Raw genomic sequence first — 24,680 nt, 5'->3', positions numbered from 1 at the left:
TTTCCTTTCCGTTCCGTGCGGATGCAGGGGGGTGTCAAGGTGCCAAGGGCAGGGGGTGACAGGGCTGAACGTCATGTCAGGGGCATGACAGAGCGAGGTGCGGCGCCGGGGCGCCGACCTTGGTGCGGGGGGGCGCCGCCCGTCAGCGGCGCCGGTAGCGCTCCTCCACTGCGACGGCAGCCGCCGCGACGGCGCCCAGGACGGCGACCGCCAGCGGCGCGCTGAACCACGCGGAGCAGACCACCACGGCCAGCCCGCCGACGACCAGGAAGGAGCCGGCCGGGTCGAGCACGGTGCGGCGGCCGGCCTGCGCGAGCAGCGACCGCCAGGAGGCGCCGGGCCCCCAGGCCGCCGCGGCGCGCAGCCCGGCCACGGTCGCGCCGATCAGGGCGAACACTCCGACGGCGCCCACGAGGGGGCCGCCCGGCAGACCGCTGCGCACGGCCTGCACGTCGACCCACACCGCGGCCAGGGCGGCCCACCCGGCGACCCCGACGAGCCACCCGCGGCGCGCCGCCGCCCGGAAGTCGGCCGCGAACTCCCGCCAGCCGCCGCGCTCGTGCGCGAGCCGGCGCCCGAGGTGCCGCGCGCCGGCCGCGAAGGCGGCGGGGTAGGTGACCAGCGGCAGCGAGGCCACCGCGATCCACACTCCGGTGAGCAGGCACTCGGCGAACAGGGCGAACCCCTCGGCCAGCCGTGACTCACCGCGCTCCGTACGGGCCTTCGCACGCACCTCGGTCATGATCGGTCCACCTCAGCCCTTCAGACCGGACGTCGCCATACCGTCGATCAGGTAGCGCTGGAAGGCCAGGAAGAAGGCGAGGACGGGCAGCAGCGCGACCAGCGACATGGCGATCATGCCGCCGTAGTCGGCGAGGCCCTCCTGGTCGACGAACATCTTCAGACCCAGCGAGACGGTGTACTTGTCGGGCTCGTTGAGGTAGATCAGCGGGCCCATGAAGTCGTTCCAGGAGTTGATGAACGTGAAGATCGCGCTGGTGATCAGGGCCGGGCGGCACAGCGGGAGCACGATCGACCAGTAGATGCGGAAGTGCCCGCAGCCGTCGAGGCGGGCGGCCTCGTCGAGCTCCTTCGGCAGATTGCGCATGAACTGCAGCATCAGGAAGACGAAGAACGCCTCCGTGGCGAGGTACTTGCCCAGCAGCAGCGGCGTGTACGTGTTGATCATGTCCATGTTGCGGAACAGCACGTACTGCGGGATGAGCAGGACGTGGTACGGCAGCAGCAGCGTCCCGATCATCAGCGTGAACAGCAGGTTGCGGCCGGCGAACCTGATCTTCGCGAAGGCATAGGCCGTCAGCGAGCAGGACAGCACGATGCCGACCACCGAACCCACCGCGAGGAACAGCGAGTTCACGAAGAACGTGGAGATCGGGATGTCCGCGATGCCGTCGGCCAGCCGGCTGTAGTTGTCGGTGATCGGGTCGCCCGGGAAGAGGTCCAGGCTGCCGACGATGTCGCCGCTCTCCTTGAACGAGGCGCCGATCACCCAGATCACCGGGTAGAGGATGACCGCCAGGATCGCGAGCGATCCGATGTGCCAGGCGAGCGACCCGGGCAGTCTGCGCCGCAGCGCGGCCGCCCGCGTGGACGGGGCCGGCGTGACGTCGGTGGCCTGTGCGCTCATCGGCCGCCCTCCTCGTAGTGCACCCAGCGCTTCTGGGACCAGAACAGCACCGCGGTGACCAGGGCGACCGCGACGAGCAGCATCCACGCCATGGCCGAGGCCAGGCCCATCCGGCTGTTCTCGAAGCCCTGGACGTACAGATAACAGGTGTAGACCATGGAGCCGTCCGCGGGCCCGCAGGCGTTGCCTCCCGCGCCGCCGCCCACGATGTAGGCCGAGCTGAAGATCTGGAAGGAGTGGATGGTCTCCAGCAGGACGTTGAAGAAGAGGACGGGGGAAATCATCGGCAGGGTGATGTTCCAGAACTGCCGCAGCTTGCTCGCCCCGTCGACGTTCGCCGCCTCGTACAGCTCGCGCGGCACCTGCTTGAGGCCGGCCAGGAAGATGACCATGGGGGCGCCGAACTGCCAGACGGTGAGCGCCACCAGGCTGTAGATGATCAGGTCCGGGTCGCCGGTCCAGCCGCCGACGTCGATCCCGAAGAGCTTCTGCGTGCGGTCGACGACCGCGTCGTCCGAGAAGATCGCCTTCCACACGACGGCGACGGACACGCTCGCACCGATCAGCGACGGCGCGTAGAAGGCCGCCCGGTAGAAGGCCTGGCCGCGTCGCTTCTGCGCCAGCAGCAGCGCCACTCCGAGGGCGGCGATCAGCTTGATCGGCGTACCGACGACGACGTACCACAGCGTGACCTCGACCGAGTGGCGCCAGCGCGGGTCGCCGAACATCTCGGAGAAGTTGCCCAGGCCGATCCACTGGGGCGCGTCGAACAGGTTGTAGTCGGTGAACGCGAAGTACAGCGAGGCGATCATCGGACCCGCGGTCAGCAGCAGGAATCCGGCGATCCAGGGGGACATGAAGAGGTAGCCGGCCAGGTTCTCCCTGCGGCCCCGCCGCTTCAGCTCGGCGGGGCGCGGGGACTTCACCGGACCGTGCCGCGGCTCGGAGCCCTTGGCCAGGCCCTCCATCGCAGGGGCGTGTGTCACGGCGCTTCCCATCAGCCGGCGAGAGCCGTCTTCGACTCGGTGAAGAACTGCTTGACGGCGTCCTCGACGGACCGCTCGCCCAGCCCCATCTCCTCGGCGATGCGCAGGAACGCCGCCTCACAGATGTCGGCACCGTTGGGGTGCGGGGTGATGGGCTCCAGGACGCCCGCGTCGACGAGGGACTGCTCGTAGGCGGCGATCGCCTTGTCGACCGGGTCGGTCGGCTGGTAGGCGTCGTACTGCACCTGCGTCGTGGGGACGCCGCGGTCGTAGCCCATGATCTTGGCGACCTCGGGGTCGTGGACCATGAAGTCGATGAACTGGGCGACCTCCTTGGGGTGCTGGGTGCGCTTGGAGGCGCTCAGCATCAGGGAGCCGAGGTACTGGCCGGTCTTCTTGCCGTCCGTGGTCGGGATGGGCGCGAGACCGTACTCGCTCTTGCCCTCGGAGGTGTAGCGGACGGTGAAGTTGTCCCAGGTGAACTCGCTGCCCGCGAGCTCCGCGGCGACCGCCGACTTGGGCTTCACCTGGACGACCTTCTTCGGGTCGGCGACAAGGCCGGACTTCACGCCCTTGTCCGCCTTGGTCCACCACTGGGTCAGGTCCGCCTCGGTGAAACCGAGTCCGTCCTCGGTGAAGAAGGCCTTGCCGTTCTGGCGGAGGTACAGGTCGTACAGGTACATGACGCCGTACATGCCGCTGTCGCCGGCCCGGCCCGTCTTGTCGCGGATCTTCGTCATCGCCTCGTCGAAGTCGTCCCACGTCCAGCCCTGTTCGGCCTTGACGCCGACACGGGTGTAGACGGGCTTGTCGATGACCAGGGCCATCGAGTTCGAACCGACGGGCACACCGAGGAGCTTGCCGTCGATCTCGCCGAACTTCTCCAGTCCCGCGCGGAATCCGTCCATCGAGAGGTTGCCGGCCTTGACCTGCTCACTCAGGTCGAGCAGGACATTCTTCGCGTCGTATTTCCGCAGAAATCCGATCGCATTCTGGAAGACGTCCGGCGGATTCCCGCCGGAGGCCTGCGTGTTGAACTTCTTCCAGAAGTCTCCGTACGGCTGGAAGTCGGTCTTGACCTTGATCTTCGGGTACTTCTTCTCGAAGAGCGCGATGGTCTTGTTGATGCGTTCGGCCCGGTCCTGAGCGCCCCACCAGGAGTAACGGATCGTCACCGTCCCGTCTCCCGAGCCGCTGCCTCCGCCGCACGCGGTGGCCGTCGCCCCCAGCCCCGCGACGGCCAGCGAGGCCCCCGCCGCTTTGAGGATCGTGCGCCTCCCGGTCTGCCTCTCCGCATTCCCGCCCTGCTGCATACGAGCCTCCCCGCGACGTTGTTCCGCTCATGAATCGTTTCAAGTAAGCGCTTGCTGGCACAAGTTACGGAGGGCCCCGGGGCGCGTCAATGACTCGGACAGGAATTCATGGGCGCGAGGGGCGTCCGACACGGAGGGCCACCCTTCGCCTCCTGGTCGACAGAGGCCGAAAACCCGCAGGTCGAAACGGTGGTGACCGACCGGCCGAACAGCGGCGAGCCCGCCGGAGCGCGCGCCCCGGAAGGTCACGGTTGGATGAAGACGGACGGAAGCGGAACGACTGGAGCGACCACCGGGCGCACCGCACGCCCTCACACGACGAAGCGGCCCGGCTCACGATCGTGAGCCGGGCCGCCTGATGATCCGGTGGGCGATACTGGGTTCGAACCAGTGACCTCTTCGGTGTGAACGAAGCGCTCTCCCACTGAGCTAATCGCCCGGACGCAGGAAGAACATTACCCCATGTCAGGGGGTGCCCGTGACCAGCGGGGGCCGGACCGCCGCACCCCCGCCGCAGATCACTGGTCCTTGATCTTCCAGGGCAGCTGGAGGCCGAACTTCCACAGATAGATCCCGGCCAGCACAGCGATGATCACCACGCCGATCGAGGTCAGAATGATGTTCCGACGCCGCACCTTGGGGTCGAGGGCACGCTGGGCCGCCTCGGTGACCTTGCGCTTGGTCCAGCGCAGCACCAACTGGGCCCAGACGAACTCGGTCGCCCAGATCGCCATGCCGCCGAAGATCACGACCCAGCCCGGCCCCGGCAGGACCAGCATGGCGGCGCCGGCCAGGACGACCGCCAGTCCGACGATGAAGACGCCGACCTGCCAGCTCACGTGCAGGGCTCGGCGTGCCTTGATGAATTCCGGTGCCCGCGACCCGAGCGCACGCTCGGCCGTGGCGGTCTCGTCCGTCCCCGTACGGTCAGCCGCCACGGCCGCCTCGCCGGGCTTGTTACTCCCCGTGTTCATACGGCCAAACACTACCGGAGCGAAACCTGTCACCGGAATGGACGCACTACGGAGCCGATCTCTCGGCCGGAAGAGTTACGTAAACACACGCAAAACACTCAGAGGGGTTTACAACGGCACCGTAGGTGGCATGTCGATTTCGCCGACGTGCGAATCCCCGAGCGCACACTGAGCGAAAGGCCCTGGCGCTTATGAACACCACGGTCAGCTGCGAGCTGCACCTGCGCCTCGTTGTGTCGAGCGAGTCCTCCCTGCCTGTCCCCGCAGGCCTGCGGTACGACACGGCCGACCCCTACGCCGTGCACGCCACCTTCCACACCGGAGCCGAGGAAACCGTCGAGTGGGTGTTCGCCCGCGACCTCCTCGCCGAAGGTCTCCACCGCCCCACCGGCACCGGCGACGTCCGGGTCTGGCCGTCCCGCAGTCATGGCCAGGGCGTCGTGTGCATCGCTCTGAGCTCCCCAGAGGGCGAGGCACTGCTCGAGGCCCCGGCGCGGGCTCTGGAGTCCTTCCTGAAGCGCACAGACGCCGCCGTGCCCCCCGGCACGGAACACCGGCATTTCGATCTCGATCAGGAGCTCTCGCACATCCTGGCGGAAAGCTAGGGCGAGGGCGCCGTGAAGCCGCCCGTCGCCGTCGACTCGGGGTGACGGCACGGGCCCGGACAACCGCATACGGCACACACCGGCGTCGCAGCCGCGGACCTCCGCGGGGCGGCGCCGTGCGCGTGCGCGTCCTCTCCGGTGCTCCCGCGCCGCCCGCCGGGAACCTGGACCGGCCCGGCACCGTTGTACGAGCCGGGCCCGGATCGGGGCCGGTCCGGCCGCCGCGGGAGCCACTACCATCGGCCAGCATCGGCGGGCGCCCGCCCGACCCCAGGCCAGGGAGCGAATGTGCTGATCACCCACGACACCCGGTGCGCCCTCGACACCGTGGTGGATCTGGTGAACACCGTGCCGGAGGACGAATCGGCGCCGGACGGACTGCCGGACGTCGCGGCCCTCCAGCAATTTGTGGGAACGCACGAAATCAGCGACGTCGGCGTACTCTCCGAGCTCGACCTCTCGGCGGTGCGCAAGATCCGCGGACGGTTCGCGGCGGTCTTCGCGGCCCCGGAGGCCCGTACCGCGGCCGGACTGATCAACGACCTGGTAGCCGCTGCCGGAACCACCCCCCGGCTCACCGACCACGACGGCTACGACTGGCACATCCACTACTTCGCACCCGGCGCCTCCGTGGCGGACCATCTGGCCGCCGACTGCGGCATGGCCCTGGCCTTCTTCGTGGTCGCCGGGGAACAGGAACGACTGCGGCGGTGCGAGGCCCCCGACTGCCGGCGCGCCTTCGTCGACCTCTCCCGCAACCGCTCGCGGCGGTACTGCGACAGCCGCACATGCGGAAACCGCTTGCACGTGGCCGCGTACCGGGCACGCCGCAAGGAGGCGGCCGGCTGACGGAGTCCTTCCGCACCGGTGGGCCGAGATGTCGGTCGCGACGCGGCCCCCGGCGGGTGGCGCCGGGGAGCGCGGGTACGGCTCACAGCAACAGCAGATCGTGCAACGAAGCCATGAGCAGCAGACACCCGATCACCGCAAGGAAGATCATGAGCGGTGGCTGGGAAAGGGCGAAGAGGCAGCCGCGCGGCTCGTCCTGCGTTGGCGCGGTTTCGCTCTGTCTCGTTTTCAGCTGTGCATCCAGCTGAGTGGTGTCCGGCATCTCGCCGCGATCATGACGCAGCGCACCGGGCCACTGCGATCAACACGCCCGTAACGACCGGGAGTTCATTGAATTCCGCGAGGTCGGTTCCGGATTGTGATCATTCCCGAACGCGTCGTGTCTTCATATGCCGTGCTTCTTCAGGATGGCCTCGATGTCGCTGAAGTCGTCCTCACCGCGGGACGTACCGGCGGGACGGGACGTGGGCCGGGGCTGGGACGCCGGGCGGGACCCCTGGGTGAGGGAGGGCGACGACGCCTCCGGTGCCACCGCGCCGCGCCGGGCGGCGGCCCGGGCCTCCTTGCGCTCCTTGCGGGTGCCGCCGCGACGGCGCTCCACGGTGCGTGTGGTCATGAACAACAACCAGGACACGCCCAGCACCGCGAAGCCGGCCCAGGCCACCGGGCTGAAGGCCGTGTCGGCCAGCCACTCGACGATCCCGGTCATCACCAGGCCGACCGGGACGAGCGAGTAGGCGGCGATGCGGGCCGCCGTCAGAAAACGCCTGCGGTACGCGGTGACCGCCGCGATGCCCAGGCCTGCCGCGGACACCGCGGAGCAGACGGTCTCGGCAATCATCCGGTCCTCCAGGCTGGGCTCGGTCGGGCACGAGTACTTCGTCCCTTCCATCCTGCACCGTTCCCACCCCACGAGGCCATGCCCCGAGCCCGAGATCAGGGAGATCTCGGGGTCGGCTCCTCCCCAGGTCCCGGTGACCGGCGTGAGCTGGGAGACTGGTCGTCATGAGCGACTCCTCCCCCGCCCGTCACGCCGCGCCCGTCCTCGACGTCTGGTGCGAGCTCCAGTGCCCGGACTGCCACACCGCCCTGGACGACCTCCGGGCCCTGCGCGCCCGCTACGGCGACCGCCTGGAAATCCGGCTGCGGCACTTCCCGCTGGAGAAGCACAAGCACGCCTTCGCCGCCGCGCAGGCCGCCGAGGAGGCCGTGGCCCAGGGGCAGGGGTGGCCGTACGTCGAGGCCGTGCTGGACCGGGTCGCGGAGCTGGACCGTAAGGGAGAACCCTTCCTGGTCGAGGTGGCCGGGGGGCTGGGCCTGGACGCGGAGGAGTTCGACACGGCGCTGATCGACGGCCGGCACATCCTGGTCGTCGACGCCGACCAGGCCGAGGGCAAGGCGATCGGCGTGACCGGCACCCCGACGTATGTGATCGGCGGTGAGCGTCTCGACGGCGGCAAGAGCCAGGAGGGGCTGCGCGAGCGCATCGAGGAGATCGCGGACCGGCTGCTGGCCGAACAGGGGGACTGAGCCGACACACGAGCCGACGACTGGGCCGAGGGCCGGTCAGGGGGCCGGCCCCGGCGCATCCCCCACTGCCCTCAGAGCAGCGTCTTGTAGAAGCTGTACCGCGTGGTCCCGTAGCCCAGTGACGCGTAGAGCCGCTCGGCCGGTGTGTTCCCCGCGAAGACGTTGAGGCCGATCAGCCGGCGGCCGGCGTCGATCGCCCGGGCCTCGGCCAGCAGCATCAGCGTGCGGCCGTGTCCCCGGCCCCGATGGGCCGCGTCGGTCTCGACGTCGAAGACGTAGGCCCGGTCCTCGCGCAGCGCGAGCCACAGGACGCCGACCCGTTCCCCGTCGTGCTCCAACACGCTGAACAGCGTGTCCTCGCTGTCCAGGCCCCGCGGCAGGAGCGTTTCGTGATCCCGGCGCGCCTTCGCGCAGGCCTCGGCCTCGGGCACCCCCCGCTCCATCCAGGTACGGGCGTACTGCTCCGACGCGCTGAGCTGCCAGGCGGCGAACTCGTCCGGTGTCATGGGCCGCGCGCTGCTGCCCGCGGGCAGGACGGGCGGGGTGTCGCCGAGCGGCTTGGTCATGCCACGGGTGCGCAGGACGTAGCCGAGCGCCTGCGCGAGCCGCGAGCCCGCCTCGACATCGGCGGCGGAGTCGGCGTCGGCGGCGACATCGGCGACGACGCTCGCTTCGATCCGCCGGCAGCCCCAGCCGCGCACCACCTCCTCGGCGGCGAGTGCGGCCACCGTTCCCCGGCCGCGCCGGCGGTCGGGTTCGTCGATGCGGAGTTCGTGGATCACGGCCACCGAGTCGCCGAAGACGGGCGAGGTGCCGAGGTGTATCGCGCCGACGGGACGGCTGTTCACGCACACCTGGTAGCGGCGTGAACGCGTCCCGTCGGCCGCGCGCTGAAGCGGCTCGGTCGGCCGCAGGGTGGTGGTCATCACGGGTGTTCTACCCGCCTGGCACGCGGAGGGCAGCCGAATATCCGCGGCGATCCGCTGCCGGACGTCCGCGGTCACGGATCGAGGTCGTCCCCGGACCGTTCCTCGAAGATCCGCATGGCCTTGGCGGTCACCGGTCCGGGGGCGCCCGGCAGTTCACGGTCGTCGACGCGGTGCACGGCCTGCACGTCCCGCAGCGTGGAGGTCAGGAAGACCTCGTCGGCGCGCTCCAGTACGTCCAGCGGGAGATCGGTCTCGCGGGCGCCGGTCCACTCCACGGCCAGGGCGCGGGTGATCCCGGCGAGGCAGCCGGAGGCGACCGGCGGGGTGTGGATCTCGCCGTCGAGGACGACGAAGACGTTGGAGCCCGTCCCCTCGCACAGCTGCCCCACCGTGTTGCCGAACAGGGCCTCGGAGGCGTGCCGTTCGCGGGCGCGGGCGAGGGCGACGACGTTCTCGGCGTAGGACGTGGTCTTCAGGCCGGTGAGCGCGCCGCGCTCGTTGCGGGTCCAGGGCACGGTGATCACGGCCGTGGAGTCGGGGCGGCGGCCGGTCTCGCCGAGGGCGACGACGAGGGTCGGGCCGTGCTCGCCGCGGTCGGAGCCGAGCGGGCCGTGGCCGCCGGTGTAGGTGATGCGGAGCCGGCCCAGCGGCATGGGGTTGGCCTCCATGACGGCGGCGCAGGCACGGCGGACCTCGTCGAGGTCGGGGTCGGGCAGGCCGAGGCCGCGGGCCGACCGGGTCAGCCGGTCGAGGTGCCGGGTCAGGGCGAACGGCCTGCCGTCCACCGCCTTCACCGTCTCGAAGATGCCGTCGCCCACGGTCAGCCCGTGGTCGAGGACGGAGACGCGGGCGGACTCGATGTCCTGCAGCCCGCCGTCGAGCCAGATCTTCACGTCGGTAGCGCCTCTCCACGTCCGTTCGCCTCGTACGCCCCCGACGCTACCGCGAGCAGCCGGGACGCCTTCAGTTCGGTCTCCCGCCACTCCCCCTCGGGGTCGGACCCCCAGGTGATTCCGGCGCCGGTGCCGAAGCGCAGCAGCCCGGCCGCCCGGTCGATCCAGAAGGTACGGATGCCGACGGCCAGCTCGCCCACACCCCGGTCGGCGTCCACCCAGCCGATGCCTCCGCAGTACGGGCCCCGGGGCGCGGTCTCCAGGGCGTCGATGATCCGCAGGGCGCTCGACTTGGGCGCGCCGGTGACGGATCCGGGGGGAAACGCGGCGTCGAGCAGCTCCGGCCAGCCGGCGGCCGCACGCAGCTCTCCGCGTACCGTCGACACCAGGTGCACGAGCCCCGGGTGCTTCTCGACGGCGCACAGGTCGGGCACCGTCACGGTGCCCGTGGCGCAGACCCGCCCGATGTCGTTGCGCACGAGGTCCACGATCATCACGTTCTCGGCGTAGTCCTTCTCCAGCAGGTCGGCCTCGGTCCGCCCGGTTCCCTTGATCGGCCCGGACTCGACGACCCGGCCGTCCCGGCGCAGGAAGAGCTCGGGTGACGCGGTGGCGATCTCGACGCCGTGCCGGGGCAGCCGGATCGTTCCCGCGTACGGCGCCGGGTTGCCGCGGGCCAGCAGGGCGGTGAGCGCGTCCACGTCGGCGTCGGGGGCGACGGGCGCCGAGAGCACCCGGCAGAGGTTGGCCTGGTAGACCTCGCCGGCGGCTATGTGCGCGCGGATGCGCCGTACGGCCGCCGTGTACGCGGTGCGGTCGAGGGAGGACGCCCAGTCGTCGACGGCCGGTCCCCGCCAGCTGCCCGGCGCGGGCGCCGGTACCGGCCGGGTCCGCACGTCGGCGAAGCGTGCGCAGGTCAGGTGGCCTTCGAAGGTGGCGCAGACGGCCCAGAAGCCCCCGGATTCGAGGGCGGCGGGATCGCTCGTGACGTCGAGGAGACCGGTGGCGAGACGGTCACCGAAGCGGGCGAGGGGAGGGAGGTCGAGCACATGGCCGAGTTTAGGCCGGTGTCCTACAGGTGCCCCGAACGTGTCCTTCCGGGTGCGCTGAGCAGGTCCGCGAGGAAAGGCACCGCAGCACGCTGCACAAACGCGTTTTTGTACTGGCAGCGGAATCCGCTAGAGTTCATCACGTCGCCGGGACGCGCAAGCGGACCGAACCGACAGGCGGACGTAGCTCAGTTGGTAGAGCGCAACCTTGCCAAGGTTGAGGTCGCGAGTTCGAGCCTCGTCGTCCGCTCGCAGGAACAGGGGGCCTCCCGGGCCCTCTACACTCCTGGTGGAGTGGCCGAGAGGCGAGGCAACGGCCTGCAAAGCCGTCTACACGGGTTCAAATCCCGTCTCCACCTCCAAGGACGATTAGCTCAGCGGGAGAGCGCTTCCCTGACACGGAAGAGGTCACTGGTTCAATCCCAGTATCGTCCACTGGTCCGCAAGGACCTTGATCCGCAAGGATCCCCGCGCGATTAGCTCAGCGGGAGAGCGCTTCCCTGACACGGAAGAGGTCACTGGTTCAATCCCAGTATCGCGCACGCAGCACTCGCAGTACCCCTCGCAGTATCCGAGGACGATTAGCTCAGCGGGAGAGCGCTTCCCTGACACGGAAGAGGTCACTGGTTCAATCCCAGTATCGTCCACACCACCGAAGCCCCCGGCCGTCTCGTACGGCCGGGGGCTTCGTCGTGTGCGGGTCAGCTGGAGAAGAGCATGCGCCCGAAGCTCTTCTGACGGTGGTGACCGTAGTGGCCGTGGCCGTGGCCGTGGCCGCCGCCGTGCGGGGCGCCCCAGGCGGGAGCCTGAGCGGCCGGGTACGCCTGCGGGGCGGCGGGCGGGGCGGGCGGAGCCTGCTGGGACCACTGGGCCTCCAGGCGGGTCAGCGACTCCAGCTCGCCGTAGTCGAGAAAGATCCCGCGGCAGCCGCTGCACTGCTCGATCTGAACGCCGTTGCGGTTGTAGGTGTGCATCGGTGCGTGGCACTTGGGGCACTGCATGGTCGGCTCAACTCCTCGCCGGTCGGTCCTGCTTCGCGTATCGCCTGGACAGACTCTGTCCGGCTGCGGATCGGTTGCACCCTACTTCGCGGAACTTCGGCTCAGGCGTGGGGGGCTGAAGGACTGATGGAGGCCATGCGCGCGCACGCGTCGACCAGTGACTGCTCCACCTCGTCCAGGGGGCGGTCCGCCGCGACCGCCTTGGTGACGGCCCGGGCGGCGGTCTGCGCGGTGAGGGTGCGCGCGGGGACGTCCAGCGCGGGCCAGGGGTCGCCGTCGGAGGGGACGGCCGGACCACCGGTGGCGCGGTAGGCGCTCAGGAAGCGGTGCCACTCGTCGGGCGGGAGCAGCCCGCAGGCGTACCAGGCAGCCGGGCGGGCCAGGTCCCAGGCCGGGACGCCGGTGCCCAGGTCGTCGACGTCTATCAGCAGCCAGGGGCCTTCGGGGGCGGGGTGGCGGACGAGTTGGCCGAGGTGGAGGTCGCCGTGGCAGAGGGTCGTCGTGTCCGGCATGGCCGCCTCGCCGCGGGCCCAGGCGGGGAGGGCGGCCCAGGCCCGCAGTACGGGAGGGGTGGCGGGGTGGTCCGGGGCGGTGGCCCGGAGGCGGGCGACGGCTTGCGCCGCCTTCACGGGGCCGCGCATGGGCGGCACGGCGGTGGGGGCCGGGGTGGTGTGGAGGCGGGCGAGAAGGGTCGCCGCGGCCTCCCAGGGCGCCGCGTCCGGGTCGTGCGGGTCCACGGGGGTGCCGTACGGCCAGTAGGTGACGAGTCGACCGTGCAGGGTGACGGGCGGCCGGCCGAGCGGGGGCAGGAGAATCCCGGGGAGCCGGGCGGCGGCGGTGACACGGAGGGCCAGCTCGGCGGGGTCGGCGTCGGCCGCGTGGGCCTTGGCGACGAGGCCGGCGTGCCGGACGACGGTGGCGTCGGGACGGTCGGCGAGGGTGGCCGCGCCGCAGGGGCAGGTCCGGGAGCGGGCGTGGGCCGCCTCCCTGACGCGGGCGGTCAGGACGGTCAGCAGGGGGTCCGGTGTCACGGGGGTGAGGGTACGCAGGCGCTTGCCCGCGCCGTTCCGTCGGCCCTCGGGACAAAAGCAATGCCGGCGCAGCTCCCCAGCTGCGCCGGCATTTTGCCGTCCGCCGCACCCCCGTCCCCACGGGGTTTCATGGATGGATGTCCCCGCCCGGACCGCTCTTCCGGGCCTGGGGTCGCCGCTCAGCGCCCCAGCATCACACCCACGGACGACGCCTGTGTGGCCACTGTCTCCCACCCGTCGAAGACGAGGAGGAGCAGGGCCGCCAGGGGCAGGGCCATGATCGTCGCCACCAGGGGGTGGCGGCGTCCCTGACGGCGGTCATCGCGTGTGCGGACCAGCGTTCGCAATACCGTCTGGGCCATGGTCCCTCTCCTGACCGATTCCGTTGTCTTGGGCAGCGGCGGGCGTCTGACCTCGGGGGACGAGTGCTGCACCCGCCGCTTGACCTCAAATCTATGCGTCGGGCGACCGTCGGACGTCATGCCCTCGTACCGATTGCCGGGCCTCCCGGAGGATGAGCCACGACCTGCGCTGTACTCCCCTGGGTGGAGACCGGGTCCCGCGTCTCGGGGACATCCCGGAGGGGGTGTCCGCCACGACCCGGTTTCACCAGGGGTGTCCGGTGACTTCGCTCACGGTGTGGCTTCCCTGCGCACCGCTGCCGCCGCCCGGCGTCCTGGCCGGCCCGTCACCCTCGCCCGGTCGCGGGCCGTCCCACCGGCCTCCCCGGCCTTCTCCGCGCGATCGCCCGCCCCCGTCCCAACCCCTCGCCCTCGACGGCCGGTTGGGATCACCGGCGGCTCGGGGGCGACGGCGGCACGCGTTCCCTGACCTCGCCTCAACTCTCCCACCCCGTACCGACAATCCATCGCCTCGAGAGGGCGCGGCCTCTGCGCGCGGGCGGCCGTGGAAACGTAAGCTGTGGCACGTCACAGGGACCGGGCAGCGGGGATGAACATGGCGATGATGCGCCTGAGGCGCGAGGACCCGCGCGTCGTCGGCTCGTTCAGGCTTCACAGGCGACTCGGCGCGGGTGGAATGGGCGTGGTCTACCTCGGCTCCGACAAGAAGGGGCAGCGGGTCGCGCTGAAGGTCATCCGGCCGGATCTGGCCGAGGACCAGGAGTTCCGCTCGCGGTTCGCCCGCGAGGTCTCGGCGGCCCGGCGCATCCGCGGCGGCTGCACCGCGCGGCTGGTCGCCGCGGACCTGGAGGCGGACCGGCCCTGGTTCGCCACGCAGTACGTGCCCGGCCCCTCCCTGCACGACAAGGTTGTCGACGGGGGTCCGCTCAGCGCGGCGGACGTCGCCGCCGTCGGTGCCGCCCTGTCCGAGGGACTGGTCGCGGTGCACGAGGCCGGGGTGGTGCACCGGGACCTGAAGCCGTCGAACATCCTGCTGTCCCCGAAGGGGCCGCGGATCATCGACTTCGGCATCGCCTGGGCGACGGGCGCCTCGACGCTCACGCACGTGGGCACCGCGGTCGGCTCCCCGGGGTTCCTCGCGCCGGAGCAGGTGCGCGGGGCGGCGGTCACCCCGGCCACGGACGTCTTCTCGCTCGGCGCCACACTGGCGTACTCCTCGATGGGCGACTCGCCCTTCGGACACGGCAGTTCCGAGGTGATGCTGTACCGCGTGGTGCACGAGGAGGCCCAGCTGCACGGCGTCCCCGACGCCCTGGCGCCGCTCGTGCGGGCGTGCCTGGCCAAGGACCCCGAGGAGCGCCCCAGCACGCTGCAGCTGTCGCTGCGGCTCAAGGAGATCGCCGCCCGTGAGGCGCAGGGTCTGGGCGACGTACGGCCGCCGGCGCCGCGCAGCGGGGAGGCGGACCGGCCCACGGGGCGGCTCGCCGACACCTATCCGGAGCGTGCTCAGCGGCGTCCGCAGGGACAGCAGGGCGCGCCGGGTACCCCCGCGCCGCGGAGCACGTCGGGCTCCCGGGGTCCGTCGCCCGCCCGCGGCGGCGGTTCCTCGCGCGGCGGCACGCCGTCGCGCAACGGGTCGGCCGCGCGGGGTGGCGGCGCCGCGCGCGGCAGTGGAGCGGGCGCCCGGTCGGGGGCGCGGCCCACGCCCACCTCCCGCAGCACCACCGGCCGCAGCGGCTCCCGGGGCGACAGCGGCGGCCGGCCCGCGCCGCGCGGCGGCGCCGGTCGTACGGCGCCGAGGACCACGGGCACCCGTTGGCGCCGGCCCGCCAACCCGCGGCTGCTGCGGCAGCGCCTGTTCGTGTTCGTGGTCGTGACGCTGCTGGTCGCCCTGGGCATCGCCGCGGCGCAGGGTTGCCAGGGTCCGTCGCGGGGCCTCGGCGACGACCGGGACGGCGTACGGATGCAGCAGCAGCGGGAGCAGGTGGGCGTACGGAGCGACGGTGCCGGGGCTCCGGGGGATCCAGGGGCTTTCGGGACTCCCGAGTCTCCCTAGGGTCCCGGAAGTCCGGGACGGCAGACCTCCAGGGTGTAGGGCGCCCGTCGGGGCGGTATTACGCCGGAGGTCGGCCCGTCGTCACCGCGTAGAAGGCGACCGCTGCCGCCGCGCCCACGTTCAGGGAGTCGACGCCGTGGGACATCGGGATGCGGACCCATGCGTCGGAGGCCGTCAGGGCGCGGCGGGTCAGGCCGTCGCCCTCGGCGCCGAGCATCAGGGCCACCCGGTCCATCCGGTGCGGGGCGACCTCGTCGAGGGCCTTGGCCCGCTCGTCGGGGGTGAGGGCGAGGAGGGTGAAGCCCGCCTCGCGGACCGTCTCCAGTCCGGCCGGCCAGGTGTCGAGGCGGGCGTACGGCACGGAGAAGACCGCGCCCATCGAGACCTTCACGCTGCGCCGGTACAGGGGGTCCGCACAGTCCGGGGAGAGCAGGACCGCGTCCATGCCGAGGGCGGCGGCGGAGCGGAAGATCGCGCCGATGTTGGTGTGGTCGTTGACCGACTCCATGACGACGACGCGGCGGGCGGTCGTCAGGAGGTCGGCCGCCGTCGGCAGCGGCTTGCGCTGCATGGAGGCGAGCGCTCCGCGGTGCACGTGATAGCCGGTGACCCGTTCGGCGAGGGCCGGATCGACGACGTACACCGGGGCGGGGGCCTCCTCGATGATGTCGCGCATGGTGTCGACCCACTTCGCGGAGAGCAGCATCGAGCGCATCGCGTAGCCCGCTTCGGCTGCCCGCCGGATGACCTTCTCGCCCTCGGCGATGAACAGGCCCTCGGCCGGTTCGCGTCGGCGGCGCAGTTCGACGTCGGTCAGGCCGGTGTAGTCGTGCAGGCGCGGGTCGTCGGGGTCGTGGATCGTGAGGAGGTCGGCCACGTCACGCACCCGTCCCGTGCGGGCCGACGCCGACGACCTCGCCGACGACGATGACGGCGGGCGGCTTGACCTCCTGCGCGACGACCGTCTCGGCGACGGTGGCGAGGGTCGCGTCGACGCGGCGCTGGGCGGCCGTCGTGCCCTCCTGGACGAGGGCGACCGGGGTCCCGGGGGCCTTGCCGTGTGCGACGAGGGTCTCGGCGATCTTGCCGATCTTGTCGACGCCCATGAGGATCACGAGCGTGCCGGTGAGTTTGGCGAGGGACGGCCAGTCGACCAGGGAGCGCTCGTCGTCGGGGGCGACATGGCCGCTGACGACGGTGAACTCGTGGGCGACGCCCCGGTGGGTGACCGGGATGCCCGCCGCGCCGGGGACCGAGATGGAGCTGGAGATGCCGGGGACGACCGTGCAGGGGATGCCCGCCTCGGCGAGCGCCTGCGCCTCCTCCATGCCCCGGCCGAAGACGAACGGGTCGCCGCCCTTCAGGCGTACGACCGCCTTGCCCTGCTTGGCGTGCTCGATCAGCGCGTTGTTGATGGCCTCCTGGGCCATGAAACGGCCGTACGGGATCTTCGCCGCGTCGATGACCTCGACGTGCGGCGGCAGCTCGGCGAGCAGGTCGCGCGGGCCGAGCCGGTCGGCGATGACGACGTCGGCCTCGGCGAGCAGGCGGCGGCCCCGGACGGTGATCAGGTCCGGGTCGCCGGGGCCTCCGCCGACCAGGGCGACGCCGGCGGTGCGGGTGCGGTGGTGCGGAGCGACGAGGGTGCCGTCGCGCAGGCCCTCCACGACCGCGTCGCGGATGGCGGCGGTGTGGCGGGGGTCGCGGCCGCGGGCGTTGGTGGTGAGTACGGCGACGGTGACGCCCTCGCTGTGGCCGGTCGCCGGGGTCCAGGCCGTGGCCTTGTCGGCGTCGTCGGAGCGGACGCACCACACGCGGTGTCGCTCGGCCTCGGCGGAGGCGGCCGCGTTGGCCTCGCTGTCGCCGGTGGCGATCAGGGCGTACCAGGCGTCCGCGAGGTCGCCTTCCGCGTACGGACGCTTCTCCCAGGCGATCTCGCCCGCGTCCGCCATGGCCTCGACGGACGGGGTCGCCTCCGGGGACACGAGGCGGATGTCGGCGCCCGCCGCGATGAGGGCGGGCAGGCGGCGCTGGGCGACCTGTCCGCCGCCGAGGACGACCACGCGACGGCCGGTGAGGCGGAGGCCTACGGGGTAGGCGGGGTGTTCGGCCATGAGGGTGGGCTCCTCGTCCTGGCGATGCGGTGGGCGCTGCGGCGATGGAGCGGCCCTGACGTGGGGATACGTGCGGATTCTAAGAGACGTGCGGCGGCGGCACGAGGTCGGTCCAGAGTACGGCGGGGTGGGGCGGCGGCGACGGATCGCCGACCACCCCTCCCCCGCCGGGGGGCTTACTTCTCGGTGACGCCCGCCGAGTCGAACGTCGCCACCTCGTGCATCGCCCGGGCGGTGCTCTGCACCATCGGCAGGGCCAGCAGTGCGCCGGTGCCCTCGCCGAGGCGGAGGTCGAGGTCGACCAGCGGGCGCAGGCCCAGCTTGTTGAGCGCGGCGACATGGCCGGGCTCGGCGCTGCGGTGACCGGCGATGCAGGCGGCGAGGACCTCCGGCGCGATCGCCCGGGCCACCAGGGCGGCGGCGCCCGCGCTGACGCCGTCCAGGAGCACCGGCGTACGCAGCGACGCGCCGCCGAGCAGCAGGCCGACCATGGCCGCGTGCTCGAAGCCGCCGATCGCGGCGAGGACGCCGATGGGGTCGGCCGGGTCCGGCTGGTGGAGTTCGAGGGCGCGGCGGACGACCTCGGTCTTGCGGGCCAGCGTCTCGTCGTTGATGCCGGTGCCGCGGCCGGTGACCTCGGCCGGGTCGGCGCCGGTGAAGACGGAGATGAGCGCGGCGGACGCGGTGGTGTTCGCGATGCCCATCTCGCCGGTGAGCAGCGCCTTGTTGCCGGCCGCCACCAGGTCGCGGGCGGTCTCGATGCCGACCTCGATCGCCTGCTTGGCCTCCTCGCGGGTCATCGCCGGGCCGGTCGTCATGTCCGACGTGCCCGCACGGACCTTGCGGGGCAGCAGGCCGGGTGTCGCGGGCAGGTCGGTGGCGACACCGACGTCCACGACACACACCTCGGCGCCGACCTGGGTGGCGAAGGCGTTGCAGACCGCTCCCCCGCCCAGGAAGTTGGCCACCATCTGGGCGGTGACCTCCTGCGGCCAGGGGGTGACGCCCTGGGCGTGCACGCCGTGGTCGCCGGCGAAGACCGCGACGGCGGCGGGCTCCGGGATCGGCGGCGGGCACTGGCGGGACAGGCCGGACAGCTGGGCGGAGATGATCTCCAGCATGCCGAGCGCGCCGGCCGGCTTGGTCATGCGCTTCTGGCGCTCCCAGGCCTCGCCGAGTGCCTTGGCGTCGAGCGGGCGGATCTGGGCGACGGTCTCGGCGAGCAGGTCGTGCGGTTCCTCTCCGGGCAGGGCGCGGCGCCCGTACGTCTCCTCGTGGACCACCCAGGACAGTGGGCGGCGCTTGGACCAGCCGGCCTGCATCAGCTCGGGCTCGTCCGGGAACTCGTCGACGTATCCGACGCACAGGTAGGCGACGACGTCCAGGTGCTCGGGCAGGCCGAGGGCGCGGACCATCTCGCGCTCGTCGAAGAAGCTGACCCAGCCGACGCCGAGGCCCTCGGCGCGGGCCGCGAGCCAGAGGTTCTCGACGGCGAGCGCGGAGGAGTACGGCGCCATCTGCGGCTGGGTGTGGCGGCCGAGGGTGTGGCGGCCGCCGCGGGTCGGGTCGGCGGTGACGACGATGTTGACCGGGGTGTCGAGGATGGCCTCGATCTTCAGTTCCTTGAACTGCTTGGCCCGGCCCTTGGGCAGCGACTTCGCGTACGCGTCGCGCTGACGCATCGCCAGTTCGTGCATCGCGCGGCGGGTGTCGGCGGAGCGGATGACGACGAAGTCCCAGGGCTGCGAGTGGCCCACGGAGGGCGCGGTGTGGGCCGCCTCCAGGACGCGGAGCAGCACCTCGTGGGGGATGGGGTCGCTGCGGAAGCCGTTGCGGATGTCACGGCGTTCGCGCATGACCTTCAGGACGGCCTCGCGCTCGGCGTCGGCGTAGGCGGGGGCGGCCGGGCCGGTGGACCGGCGTGCTTCCGGGGGTGCCTGGTCCGCCTGCTCCTCGTCCTGCTCCTCGTCGTCCGGCCGGCCGGCGCCGTGGGTGTCCAGGTCGTCGGCGTTCTGGACGAGCTCGGGGTCGGCCTCGCGGGGGGCGGGGACCGCGGTGGCCGCGTCCGGGGTCGGGGCTGCCTCCTCCAGGGGGAGGGTGAGGGCCTCGGGGGGAGTGGGTGCGAGGTGCGGGGTGGTGGGCACCTGGCCGCCGTCGACCGGCACGAACTGGCCGAGGGAGTCGTCGGGGTGGGGCTCCGTGGCGGCGGGGACGTCCGCGGGCCGGGGGTGGTCCGGCTCGGCCGGCGCCGCGTCGGCCGCCATGGGCACGGGCTCCGGCTCCCCGTGGGCGGCGTCCGCCTCCTGCGGAACGTCGGCGGGCACGAGGGACTGCGGGCCCTGTGCGGGCCGGGGGTGGTCCGCGTGCGGGGCGGACTCGGGCCGGGGGGCAGGGGCGGGTTCGGCCGCGGGTTCGGGCTGAACGGCCGGCTGGGGTGCGGCCGCCTGCGCCACGGGGTGCGGGTCCGGCTGCGGCTGTACGTCGGCTTCCGGCACGGGCTGCGCGTCCGGCTGCGACTGAACGGCCGCTTCCGGCACGGGCTGCGCGTCCGGCTGCGACTGAACGGCCGCTTCCGGCACGGGCTCCGGGTCCGGCTGCGGCGCTGCGTCTGCTTGCGGCGCGGGTACGGGCTGCCCGGCGGCGGCCGGAGTCTCCGCGGACGGCTCCGGTGCGGTGGCCTCGGGTGCCGGCGTCTCGACGGGTGCGGGTGCCTCGACGGCCGTCTGTGCCGCAGGTGCCTCGGGTGCCTCGGCGGCGAGGGATGCGGGCGCTTCGGGGAACGGGACCTGCTGGGGCGCGGGGGCCTGGGCCGGGTCGGCGGCCTGGACGGGCTCACCGTCGGCCACGCCGGTGGCCTGGACCGGCTCGACGGCTTCGACGGGCTCGACGGGCTCGACGACGCTCAGGGCGGGCTCCGCCGTGGGCGCCTGCGGGGTCTGGGCGGGCTCGGGTGCGTGTGCCTCGGTGGCCTCGGGCGATCGAGGTTCCTCCGGCGCAGGCTGCTCGGTGCCCTCCTGGGCAGGCTCGGGCTCGGAGATGACGTCCTCCGGGGCCGGAACCGGCGCGGCAGACGTCGTGGCGGGCTCGGCGACCTGTCCCGCGTCGGGCTCCGGGGTGGGCGGCACGGCCGAGGCACCGTCGGCCTCGGTTCCCGGGATCGCCTCCGGTACGGGCACGCCACCCTCGGCGACCGCAGCCTCGGCCACGGGAGCTTGCTCACCGTCACCGACGACCGGCGCCCCGGGACCGTACGGCACCTCGCCGCCCGGCACGGCGTCGCCACCGTCGGCGTCACCGACCACGGCCTCGGCCGGGGCGTCCGCAGCCGAGGGTCCGGTCTCGCCCGGTTCCCCGGACGCGTCGGCCTCGCCGGCCCGTGCCGCGACGGCCTCCGTCGCCACGCGGGTCACGAGCGCCTGGGCCGCACCCACCGCCTCGGGCGCCTGACCGGATGCCTGTCCGGGTGCCGGAACAACCGTTTCGGCAGCCGCCGCTCCCGCGCCCACCGGTGCCCGCGTCGCCGCCTGCGCACCCCAGGGCGCCGCCGCCTGCGAAGGCATCGCGGCGGCCTGCGGGACGTCGAGGTACTCGGGTCCGGCGGTCGGCGGGCCGGCGTGCCGTACCGGCATGTCGGCGGGACCGCGGTCGGCGAGGGAACGGACCGGGCTCGCGGAGGTGTCGGGGATCGGCGGACCGAGGTGCAGGGGCCTGCGCGGCGGTACCGGGGCGGCCGCCGGCTCGGGCGCCGGCGTCGGGTCGGGCAGACGGACTCCACCGAGGTCGACCGAGCCGCTGTCGCGGCCGGACAACTCGTGCGGACCCGGCTGGTGCACGGTCTCGACGACCGGCTCCGGCGCGGGTGGCGCGACCTCGTTGCCCCACGCGCTCTGGGCTCCCGGCAGAAGCAGCAGGTCCTCGTCCTCGGCGGTGGTCTCGGAGAGGTAGGTGTACGCGCCGGGTGCGGGGACGCCCGGCTGCTCCACCATGCCTGCGTTCTCCGGCAGCCCCTCGCCCGGGATCTGGCCGGTGTCGGTCATGCGTAACCCCTCGCCCATCGGTTAGTGCTTCTACGACCACGCCCGGGACGGCGCACCGACCGCCCCGTAGTGAAGAACGAGCGTGCGTGCCCAGCGGCACGAACGACCCGCCGGAAAAGACGACAAAGCCATTGAGTGGCATTGTCGCGGCCGTTTCCCCGTCACGACAGCTTGATCCGCGACGGGCCGCTGTGGACTGCGCCACGTTGCGCGGCCCCCCGGTTCTGCCGTACCACACTCAGCCCGTAACAGGCGGTTTTTACGGACATTGACCGGCGAAACGCCGGTTGTCCGAGTGCGGTACAACAATCCGCCAGCCTACCCCGGGCGGTATGACAACCCGATCACGGGGCACGGTCCGGGAGTACCCCGCTGAGCAGGAACGCGACGCTCCGCTCCGTCTCGGTCCAGGCGCGGGTGTCGAGTCCGACGGACTGCAGCAGCGCGCACTCGACCCGGTAGCCGTGCTCCGTCAGGTCCCTGCCGACGAGTTCGGCCGCGTCGCGGGTGGCCGCGTGCGCGACGATCCGCTGCGGGCGCCGGTCGGCGACCGCGGAGACCACGGCCGCTCCCCCGCCGCCGATACGGACGACGTCCGGTTCGGGAAGGTCCTCCAGGACGTGCGGGGCGGTGCCGCGCACGATCTGGAGCTGGATTCCGAAGTGGCGTGCGACGGCCTCGGTGCGGGCGCAGGCGTCCGGGTCGCGGTCGACGGCGATGACTGCCGCGCCGCCGCGGGCGGCCTCGGTGGCGAAGGCGCCGCTGCCGCAGCCGATGTCCCACACGAGGTCGCCGAGGCGCGGTCCGAGCCGGGCGAGTTGGGTCGTGCGGAGCAGGTCGGTCTCGCCCTCGCCGAGCCCGCCGCCGTACGCCTCGGCGGGCAGCGCCCAGCCGCGTGGTCCGGCGGAGGGGTCGCGGCCGGCGATCCATCCGGCGCCGTCGGTCGTGACACCGGGGCCGACGGTCCCGCCGACGACGATGACGACGTTCGGATCGCGCCAGGTGTGGTCGGCGGCCTTGTCGGAGGTGACGACGCTGACCTGTTCGCGTGCGGTGCCCAGTTCCTCGCAGATGACGAAGGTGCGGTGGACGCCCTCCATCAGCAGGCCGAGTTCGGCGGGGCCGGCGCCCGGGGAGGTGAGGACCGCGACCTTGGTGTGGGCCCGGCATACGTTCACCGCGCGTCGCAGGGTGCGCGGGTGGGCGACGACCACATGGGCGTCGTCCCAGGGCATACCGGCGCGGGCGAAGGCGGCGGCCACGGAGGAGACGGCCGGGACGACTTCGACCTCGAGGCCGTACTCGGGGGCGCGCAGGGTCCGTACGACGCCGAAGAAGCCGGGGTCGCCGTCGGCGAGGACGACCGTCGTGCCGCGGTGGGCGGCGATGCGGCGGGCGGCGAGGGCGACGCTGCCGAGACGGATGCGTTCGGCGGCGGGCGGTACTTCGGGAAGTGCCAGGTGGTGGGCGGCGCCGGCCACGAGGGTGGCGGCGCCGAGGGCGGAGCGTGCCGCGGCGGTCAGCGGCGAACCGTCCCAGCCGATCACCGTGACCCGGTCGGCCATCGTCGTCAGTCTCCAGGGTTTTCGCAGGTCGTGGTGGTCGCGGAACCGTTCGCGGCGCGCCCTGTGAGGGTACCTGGTGCGGCCTGGGGGGCGGGTGGTGGCGCAGTCCGGTCCCGGAGGATCAGTTCCAGTCTGTGTAGGTGGTGAAACCGCCGTTGTCGGTCAGTTGCCCGGCCGCGCCCTCGATGTCCTCGGGCAGCAGGCTCCACACGATGAAATCGGTGCGTACGTCGGTCCAGACGCCGTCGTCGGTGCGTACGCGCGCTATACAGGCGTTGCGCAGGACGCCCTCGCTGATGCAGCCGATCTTCTGGGCGACCTGCTGGGAGGCGGTGTTGTCGGCCGCGGTGCGCAGCTCGACGCGTTCGAACTTCTGGTCGCCGAAGAGCCACTGGGCGGTGGCGAGCGCCGCTTCGGAGGCGTAGCCCTCGCCGCGCGCCCAGGGGGCGACGATGTACGACAGTTCGGTGGACCGTACGTGCCAGTTGGTCTTGGTCAGCTGGACGATGCCGACCAGGCGCTGGGTGAGGAACTCGGTGACGGCGAGGTCGAGTCCCCGGCCGGCCGTGCGTTCGGCGGGGGCGTACTCGCTGATCCAGGTGCGGGCGCCCTGCTCGGTGAAGGGCTGCGGGACGTGGGTCCACGCGGCGACCTGCTCGTCGTTCATCATGGCGGCGAGGGCGGGAACGTCGTCCTCGTCGAGGGGGCGCAGCACCAACCGCTCCGTGCTGATGGAGATGTTGGGGAAGGTGCTCGTCATGCGCCGCTCCGTAACTGTGAAACCGTCAGGGCCTGTCGAACTGCCCAGCATGCAGCATGCAGGCATGCAACCACACCACCGGGTCCGCTCCGTGGGCACGGAGCGGACCCGGTGGGTGACGCGGGGTTCGGATCAGAAGGATCAGAAGGAGGGGAGCACGGACCCGGAGTAGTTGTCCTCGATGAACTTCTTCACCTCGGGCGAGGTGAGGAGCTTGGCGAGCTTCTTCACCCGCGGGTCGTCCTCCTGGCCCTCCTTGACGACGAGGAGGTTGACGTTCGGGTTGTTCTCGGCGGACTCCAGGACGAGGGCGTCCTTCGCCGGCTTGAGGTCCGCCTCCAGGGCGTAGTTGCCGTTGATGACCGCCGCGTCGACGTCGTTCAGGGAACGCGGGGTCTGGGCCGCCTCCAGCTCCTTGAACTTGAGGTTCTTCGGGTTCTTGGTGATGTCGGCGGTCGTGGCCGAGTTGCCGGCGCCGTCCTTGAGGGTGAGCAGCCCCTCCGAGGCGAGCAGCTGCAGGGCGCGGGCCTCGGTGACGGTGTCGTTGGGCAGGGCGATGGTCGCGCCGTTCTTCAGGTCGCCGACCTTGTCCGCCTTCTTGGAGTAGAGGCCGAGCGGCTCCAGGTGCACGGAGGCGACGGACTTCAGGTGGGTGCCGTTCTTCTTGTTGAAGTCCGCGAGGTAGGGCTCGGTCTGAAAGTAGTTGGCGCCCACCGAGCCGTCCTCCGTCGCCGTGTTCGGCGTGACGTAGTCGGTGAACTCCTTGACCTCCAGGTCGAGGCCCTCCTTCTTCGCCAGGTTGTCCTTGACGTAGTTGAGGATCTCGGCGTGCGGGAGGGGCGTCGCGGCGACGACCAGCGGGCCGGAGGTGTCGGAGGCGGAGTCCTTGTCCGCGCCGCAGGCGGAGAGTCCGAGGGTGAGGGCTCCGGCGGCGAGGACGGCGGTGGTGATCTTGGCGGTGTTACGCACGAAAAGTGC

23 protein-coding genes and 6 tRNA genes are annotated in these 24,680 nt (G+C 72.2%); 9 read left to right on the top strand and 20 right to left on the bottom strand.

Going from position 1 to position 24,680, the window contains the following annotated elements; all coding sequences use genetic code 11:
• Nucleotides 1-142: 142 nt before the first annotated feature.
• From ACIGO6_RS30180 to ACIGO6_RS30155, 6 genes are all read right to left on the bottom strand, one after another.
• Nucleotides 143-742 carry a hypothetical protein gene (locus ACIGO6_RS30180; RefSeq protein WP_399881831.1) on the bottom strand — a complete coding sequence of 200 codons (600 nt, stop codon included), beginning with the start codon at nucleotides 740-742 and terminating at the stop codon, nucleotides 143-145.
• A gap of 12 nt (nucleotides 743-754) precedes the next feature.
• Nucleotides 755-1,648 carry a carbohydrate ABC transporter permease gene (locus tag ACIGO6_RS30175; RefSeq protein ID WP_399881829.1) on the bottom strand — a complete coding sequence of 298 codons (894 nt, stop codon included), beginning with the start codon at nucleotides 1,646-1,648 and terminating at the stop codon, nucleotides 755-757.
• Entirely contained in the window at nucleotides 1,645-2,646 is a 1,002-nt protein-coding gene (locus ACIGO6_RS30170; RefSeq protein WP_399881827.1) for a carbohydrate ABC transporter permease, read from the bottom strand. Before ACIGO6_RS30170 ends, ACIGO6_RS30175 begins: the two co-directional genes overlap by 4 nt.
• Nucleotides 2,646-3,947 (bottom strand): ABC transporter substrate-binding protein, encoded by a 1,302-nt coding sequence (locus tag ACIGO6_RS30165; RefSeq protein ID WP_399881825.1) that lies wholly within the window; start codon nucleotides 3,945-3,947, stop codon nucleotides 2,646-2,648. The genes ACIGO6_RS30170 and ACIGO6_RS30165 overlap by 1 nt, the downstream gene beginning before the upstream one ends.
• A gap of 367 nt (nucleotides 3,948-4,314) precedes the next feature.
• Nucleotides 4,315-4,386, bottom strand: a tRNA-Val gene (locus ACIGO6_RS30160).
• Nucleotides 4,387-4,465: 79 nt separating this feature from the next.
• A complete protein-coding gene (locus ACIGO6_RS30155) occupies nucleotides 4,466-4,921 on the bottom strand; it encodes a TIGR02611 family protein (protein WP_399881823.1) in 456 nt (151 codons plus the stop codon).
• Nucleotides 4,922-5,112: 191 nt separating this feature from the next.
• Between ACIGO6_RS30155 and ACIGO6_RS30150 the strand changes: the two genes are divergently transcribed.
• Both ACIGO6_RS30150 and ACIGO6_RS30145 read left to right on the top strand, forming a co-directional pair.
• Nucleotides 5,113-5,526, top strand: coding sequence for an SsgA family sporulation/cell division regulator (locus ACIGO6_RS30150; RefSeq protein ID WP_004002642.1), 414 nt, complete (start codon nucleotides 5,113-5,115; stop codon nucleotides 5,524-5,526).
• A gap of 288 nt (nucleotides 5,527-5,814) precedes the next feature.
• Nucleotides 5,815-6,375 (top strand): CGNR zinc finger domain-containing protein, encoded by a 561-nt coding sequence (locus ACIGO6_RS30145; RefSeq protein ID WP_399881821.1) that lies wholly within the window; start codon nucleotides 5,815-5,817, stop codon nucleotides 6,373-6,375.
• Nucleotides 6,376-6,457: 82 nt separating this feature from the next.
• On the opposite strand, the gene ACIGO6_RS30140 is transcribed toward ACIGO6_RS30145, so the two are convergent.
• Both ACIGO6_RS30140 and ACIGO6_RS30135 read right to left on the bottom strand, forming a co-directional pair.
• On the bottom strand, nucleotides 6,458-6,637 hold the full coding sequence (locus tag ACIGO6_RS30140) for a hypothetical protein (RefSeq protein ID WP_399881819.1): 180 nt from the start codon (nucleotides 6,635-6,637) through the stop codon (nucleotides 6,458-6,460).
• 123 nt (nucleotides 6,638-6,760) lie between these two features.
• Nucleotides 6,761-7,216: a hypothetical protein gene (locus ACIGO6_RS30135; RefSeq protein WP_399881817.1), complete on the bottom strand. Its 456-nt coding sequence runs from the start codon at nucleotides 7,214-7,216 to the stop codon at nucleotides 6,761-6,763.
• A gap of 164 nt (nucleotides 7,217-7,380) precedes the next feature.
• Between ACIGO6_RS30135 and ACIGO6_RS30130 the strand changes: the two genes are divergently transcribed.
• The gene (locus ACIGO6_RS30130) at nucleotides 7,381-7,905 is read left to right on the top strand and encodes a DsbA family protein (RefSeq protein WP_399881815.1); all 525 of its coding nucleotides are present in this window, start codon (nucleotides 7,381-7,383) and stop codon (nucleotides 7,903-7,905) included.
• A gap of 71 nt (nucleotides 7,906-7,976) precedes the next feature.
• Here ACIGO6_RS30130 and ACIGO6_RS30125 read toward each other — a convergent pair whose 3' ends face one another.
• The 3 genes from ACIGO6_RS30125 to ACIGO6_RS30115 all read right to left on the bottom strand — a co-directional run bounded on the left by ACIGO6_RS30125 (nucleotide 7,977) and on the right by ACIGO6_RS30115 (nucleotide 10,776).
• A complete protein-coding gene (locus ACIGO6_RS30125) occupies nucleotides 7,977-8,831 on the bottom strand; it encodes a GNAT family N-acetyltransferase (RefSeq protein WP_399881813.1) in 855 nt (284 codons plus the stop codon).
• A gap of 74 nt (nucleotides 8,832-8,905) precedes the next feature.
• Nucleotides 8,906-9,727, bottom strand: coding sequence for an aminotransferase class IV (locus ACIGO6_RS30120; RefSeq protein WP_399881811.1), 822 nt, complete (start codon nucleotides 9,725-9,727; stop codon nucleotides 8,906-8,908).
• Nucleotides 9,724-10,776 (bottom strand): chorismate-binding protein, encoded by a 1,053-nt coding sequence (locus ACIGO6_RS30115; RefSeq protein WP_399881809.1) that lies wholly within the window; start codon nucleotides 10,774-10,776, stop codon nucleotides 9,724-9,726. Before ACIGO6_RS30115 ends, ACIGO6_RS30120 begins: the two co-directional genes overlap by 4 nt.
• Nucleotides 10,777-10,953: 177 nt before the next feature.
• Here ACIGO6_RS30115 and ACIGO6_RS30110 point away from each other — a divergent pair.
• From ACIGO6_RS30110 to ACIGO6_RS30090, 5 genes are all read left to right on the top strand, one after another.
• Nucleotides 10,954-11,026, top strand: a tRNA-Gly gene (locus ACIGO6_RS30110).
• Nucleotides 11,027-11,064: 38 nt separating this feature from the next.
• Nucleotides 11,065-11,138, top strand: a tRNA-Cys gene (locus tag ACIGO6_RS30105).
• A gap of 1 nt (nucleotide 11,139) precedes the next feature.
• A tRNA-Val gene (locus ACIGO6_RS30100) sits at nucleotides 11,140-11,211 on the top strand.
• 35 nt (nucleotides 11,212-11,246) lie between these two features.
• Nucleotides 11,247-11,318, top strand: a tRNA-Val gene (locus ACIGO6_RS30095).
• A gap of 33 nt (nucleotides 11,319-11,351) precedes the next feature.
• A tRNA-Val gene (locus ACIGO6_RS30090) sits at nucleotides 11,352-11,423 on the top strand.
• Between the two features lie 54 nt (nucleotides 11,424-11,477).
• On the opposite strand, the gene ACIGO6_RS30085 is transcribed toward ACIGO6_RS30090, so the two are convergent.
• The 3 genes from ACIGO6_RS30085 to ACIGO6_RS30075 all read right to left on the bottom strand — a co-directional run bounded on the left by ACIGO6_RS30085 (nucleotide 11,478) and on the right by ACIGO6_RS30075 (nucleotide 13,170).
• Nucleotides 11,478-11,777, bottom strand: coding sequence for a zf-TFIIB domain-containing protein (locus ACIGO6_RS30085; RefSeq protein ID WP_399881807.1), 300 nt, complete (start codon nucleotides 11,775-11,777; stop codon nucleotides 11,478-11,480).
• 101 nt (nucleotides 11,778-11,878) lie between these two features.
• The gene (locus ACIGO6_RS30080) at nucleotides 11,879-12,808 is read right to left on the bottom strand and encodes a phosphotransferase family protein (protein ID WP_399881805.1); all 930 of its coding nucleotides are present in this window, start codon (nucleotides 12,806-12,808) and stop codon (nucleotides 11,879-11,881) included.
• 179 nt (nucleotides 12,809-12,987) lie between these two features.
• Nucleotides 12,988-13,170, bottom strand: coding sequence for a hypothetical protein (locus ACIGO6_RS30075; RefSeq protein WP_399881803.1), 183 nt, complete (start codon nucleotides 13,168-13,170; stop codon nucleotides 12,988-12,990).
• A gap of 589 nt (nucleotides 13,171-13,759) precedes the next feature.
• On the opposite strand from ACIGO6_RS30075, the gene ACIGO6_RS30070 reads away from it, so the two are divergent.
• The gene (locus tag ACIGO6_RS30070; RefSeq protein ID WP_399881894.1) at nucleotides 13,760-15,226 is read left to right on the top strand and encodes a protein kinase; all 1,467 of its coding nucleotides are present in this window, start codon (nucleotides 13,760-13,762) and stop codon (nucleotides 15,224-15,226) included.
• Between the two features lie 58 nt (nucleotides 15,227-15,284).
• Here the strand turns inward: ACIGO6_RS30070 and ACIGO6_RS30065 are convergent, their stop codons facing one another.
• The 6 genes from ACIGO6_RS30065 to ACIGO6_RS30040 all read right to left on the bottom strand — a co-directional run bounded on the left by ACIGO6_RS30065 (nucleotide 15,285) and on the right by ACIGO6_RS30040 (nucleotide 24,671).
• Nucleotides 15,285-16,103, bottom strand: a complete 819-nt coding sequence (locus tag ACIGO6_RS30065) for a TrmH family RNA methyltransferase (protein ID WP_399881801.1) — start codon at nucleotides 16,101-16,103, stop codon at nucleotides 15,285-15,287.
• 1 nt (nucleotide 16,104) lies between these two features.
• Complete coding sequence (gene cobA, locus ACIGO6_RS30060) at nucleotides 16,105-17,340, bottom strand: uroporphyrinogen-III C-methyltransferase (protein ID WP_399881799.1); 1,236 nt, start codon at nucleotides 17,338-17,340, stop codon at nucleotides 16,105-16,107.
• Nucleotides 17,341-17,516: 176 nt separating this feature from the next.
• Nucleotides 17,517-21,377, bottom strand: a complete 3,861-nt coding sequence (gene cobT / locus ACIGO6_RS30055; RefSeq protein WP_399881797.1) for a nicotinate-nucleotide--dimethylbenzimidazole phosphoribosyltransferase — start codon at nucleotides 21,375-21,377, stop codon at nucleotides 17,517-17,519.
• A gap of 344 nt (nucleotides 21,378-21,721) precedes the next feature.
• The gene (gene cbiE / locus ACIGO6_RS30050) at nucleotides 21,722-22,942 is read right to left on the bottom strand and encodes a precorrin-6y C5,15-methyltransferase (decarboxylating) subunit CbiE (protein WP_399881795.1); all 1,221 of its coding nucleotides are present in this window, start codon (nucleotides 22,940-22,942) and stop codon (nucleotides 21,722-21,724) included.
• Between the two features lie 121 nt (nucleotides 22,943-23,063).
• Nucleotides 23,064-23,702, bottom strand: coding sequence for a GNAT family N-acetyltransferase (locus tag ACIGO6_RS30045; protein WP_399881793.1), 639 nt, complete (start codon nucleotides 23,700-23,702; stop codon nucleotides 23,064-23,066).
• 141 nt (nucleotides 23,703-23,843) lie between these two features.
• Nucleotides 23,844-24,671 (bottom strand): MetQ/NlpA family ABC transporter substrate-binding protein, encoded by an 828-nt coding sequence (locus ACIGO6_RS30040; RefSeq protein ID WP_399881791.1) that lies wholly within the window; start codon nucleotides 24,669-24,671, stop codon nucleotides 23,844-23,846.
• Nucleotides 24,672-24,680: the final 9 nt, after the last annotated feature.

Origin of the sequence: Streptomyces sp. NPDC053750 (assembly GCF_044544295.1) — a bacterium.
Lineage (GTDB): Bacteria > Actinomycetota > Actinomycetes > Streptomycetales > Streptomycetaceae > Streptomyces.
This window is presented reverse-complemented; position numbering and strand designations above follow the sequence as displayed.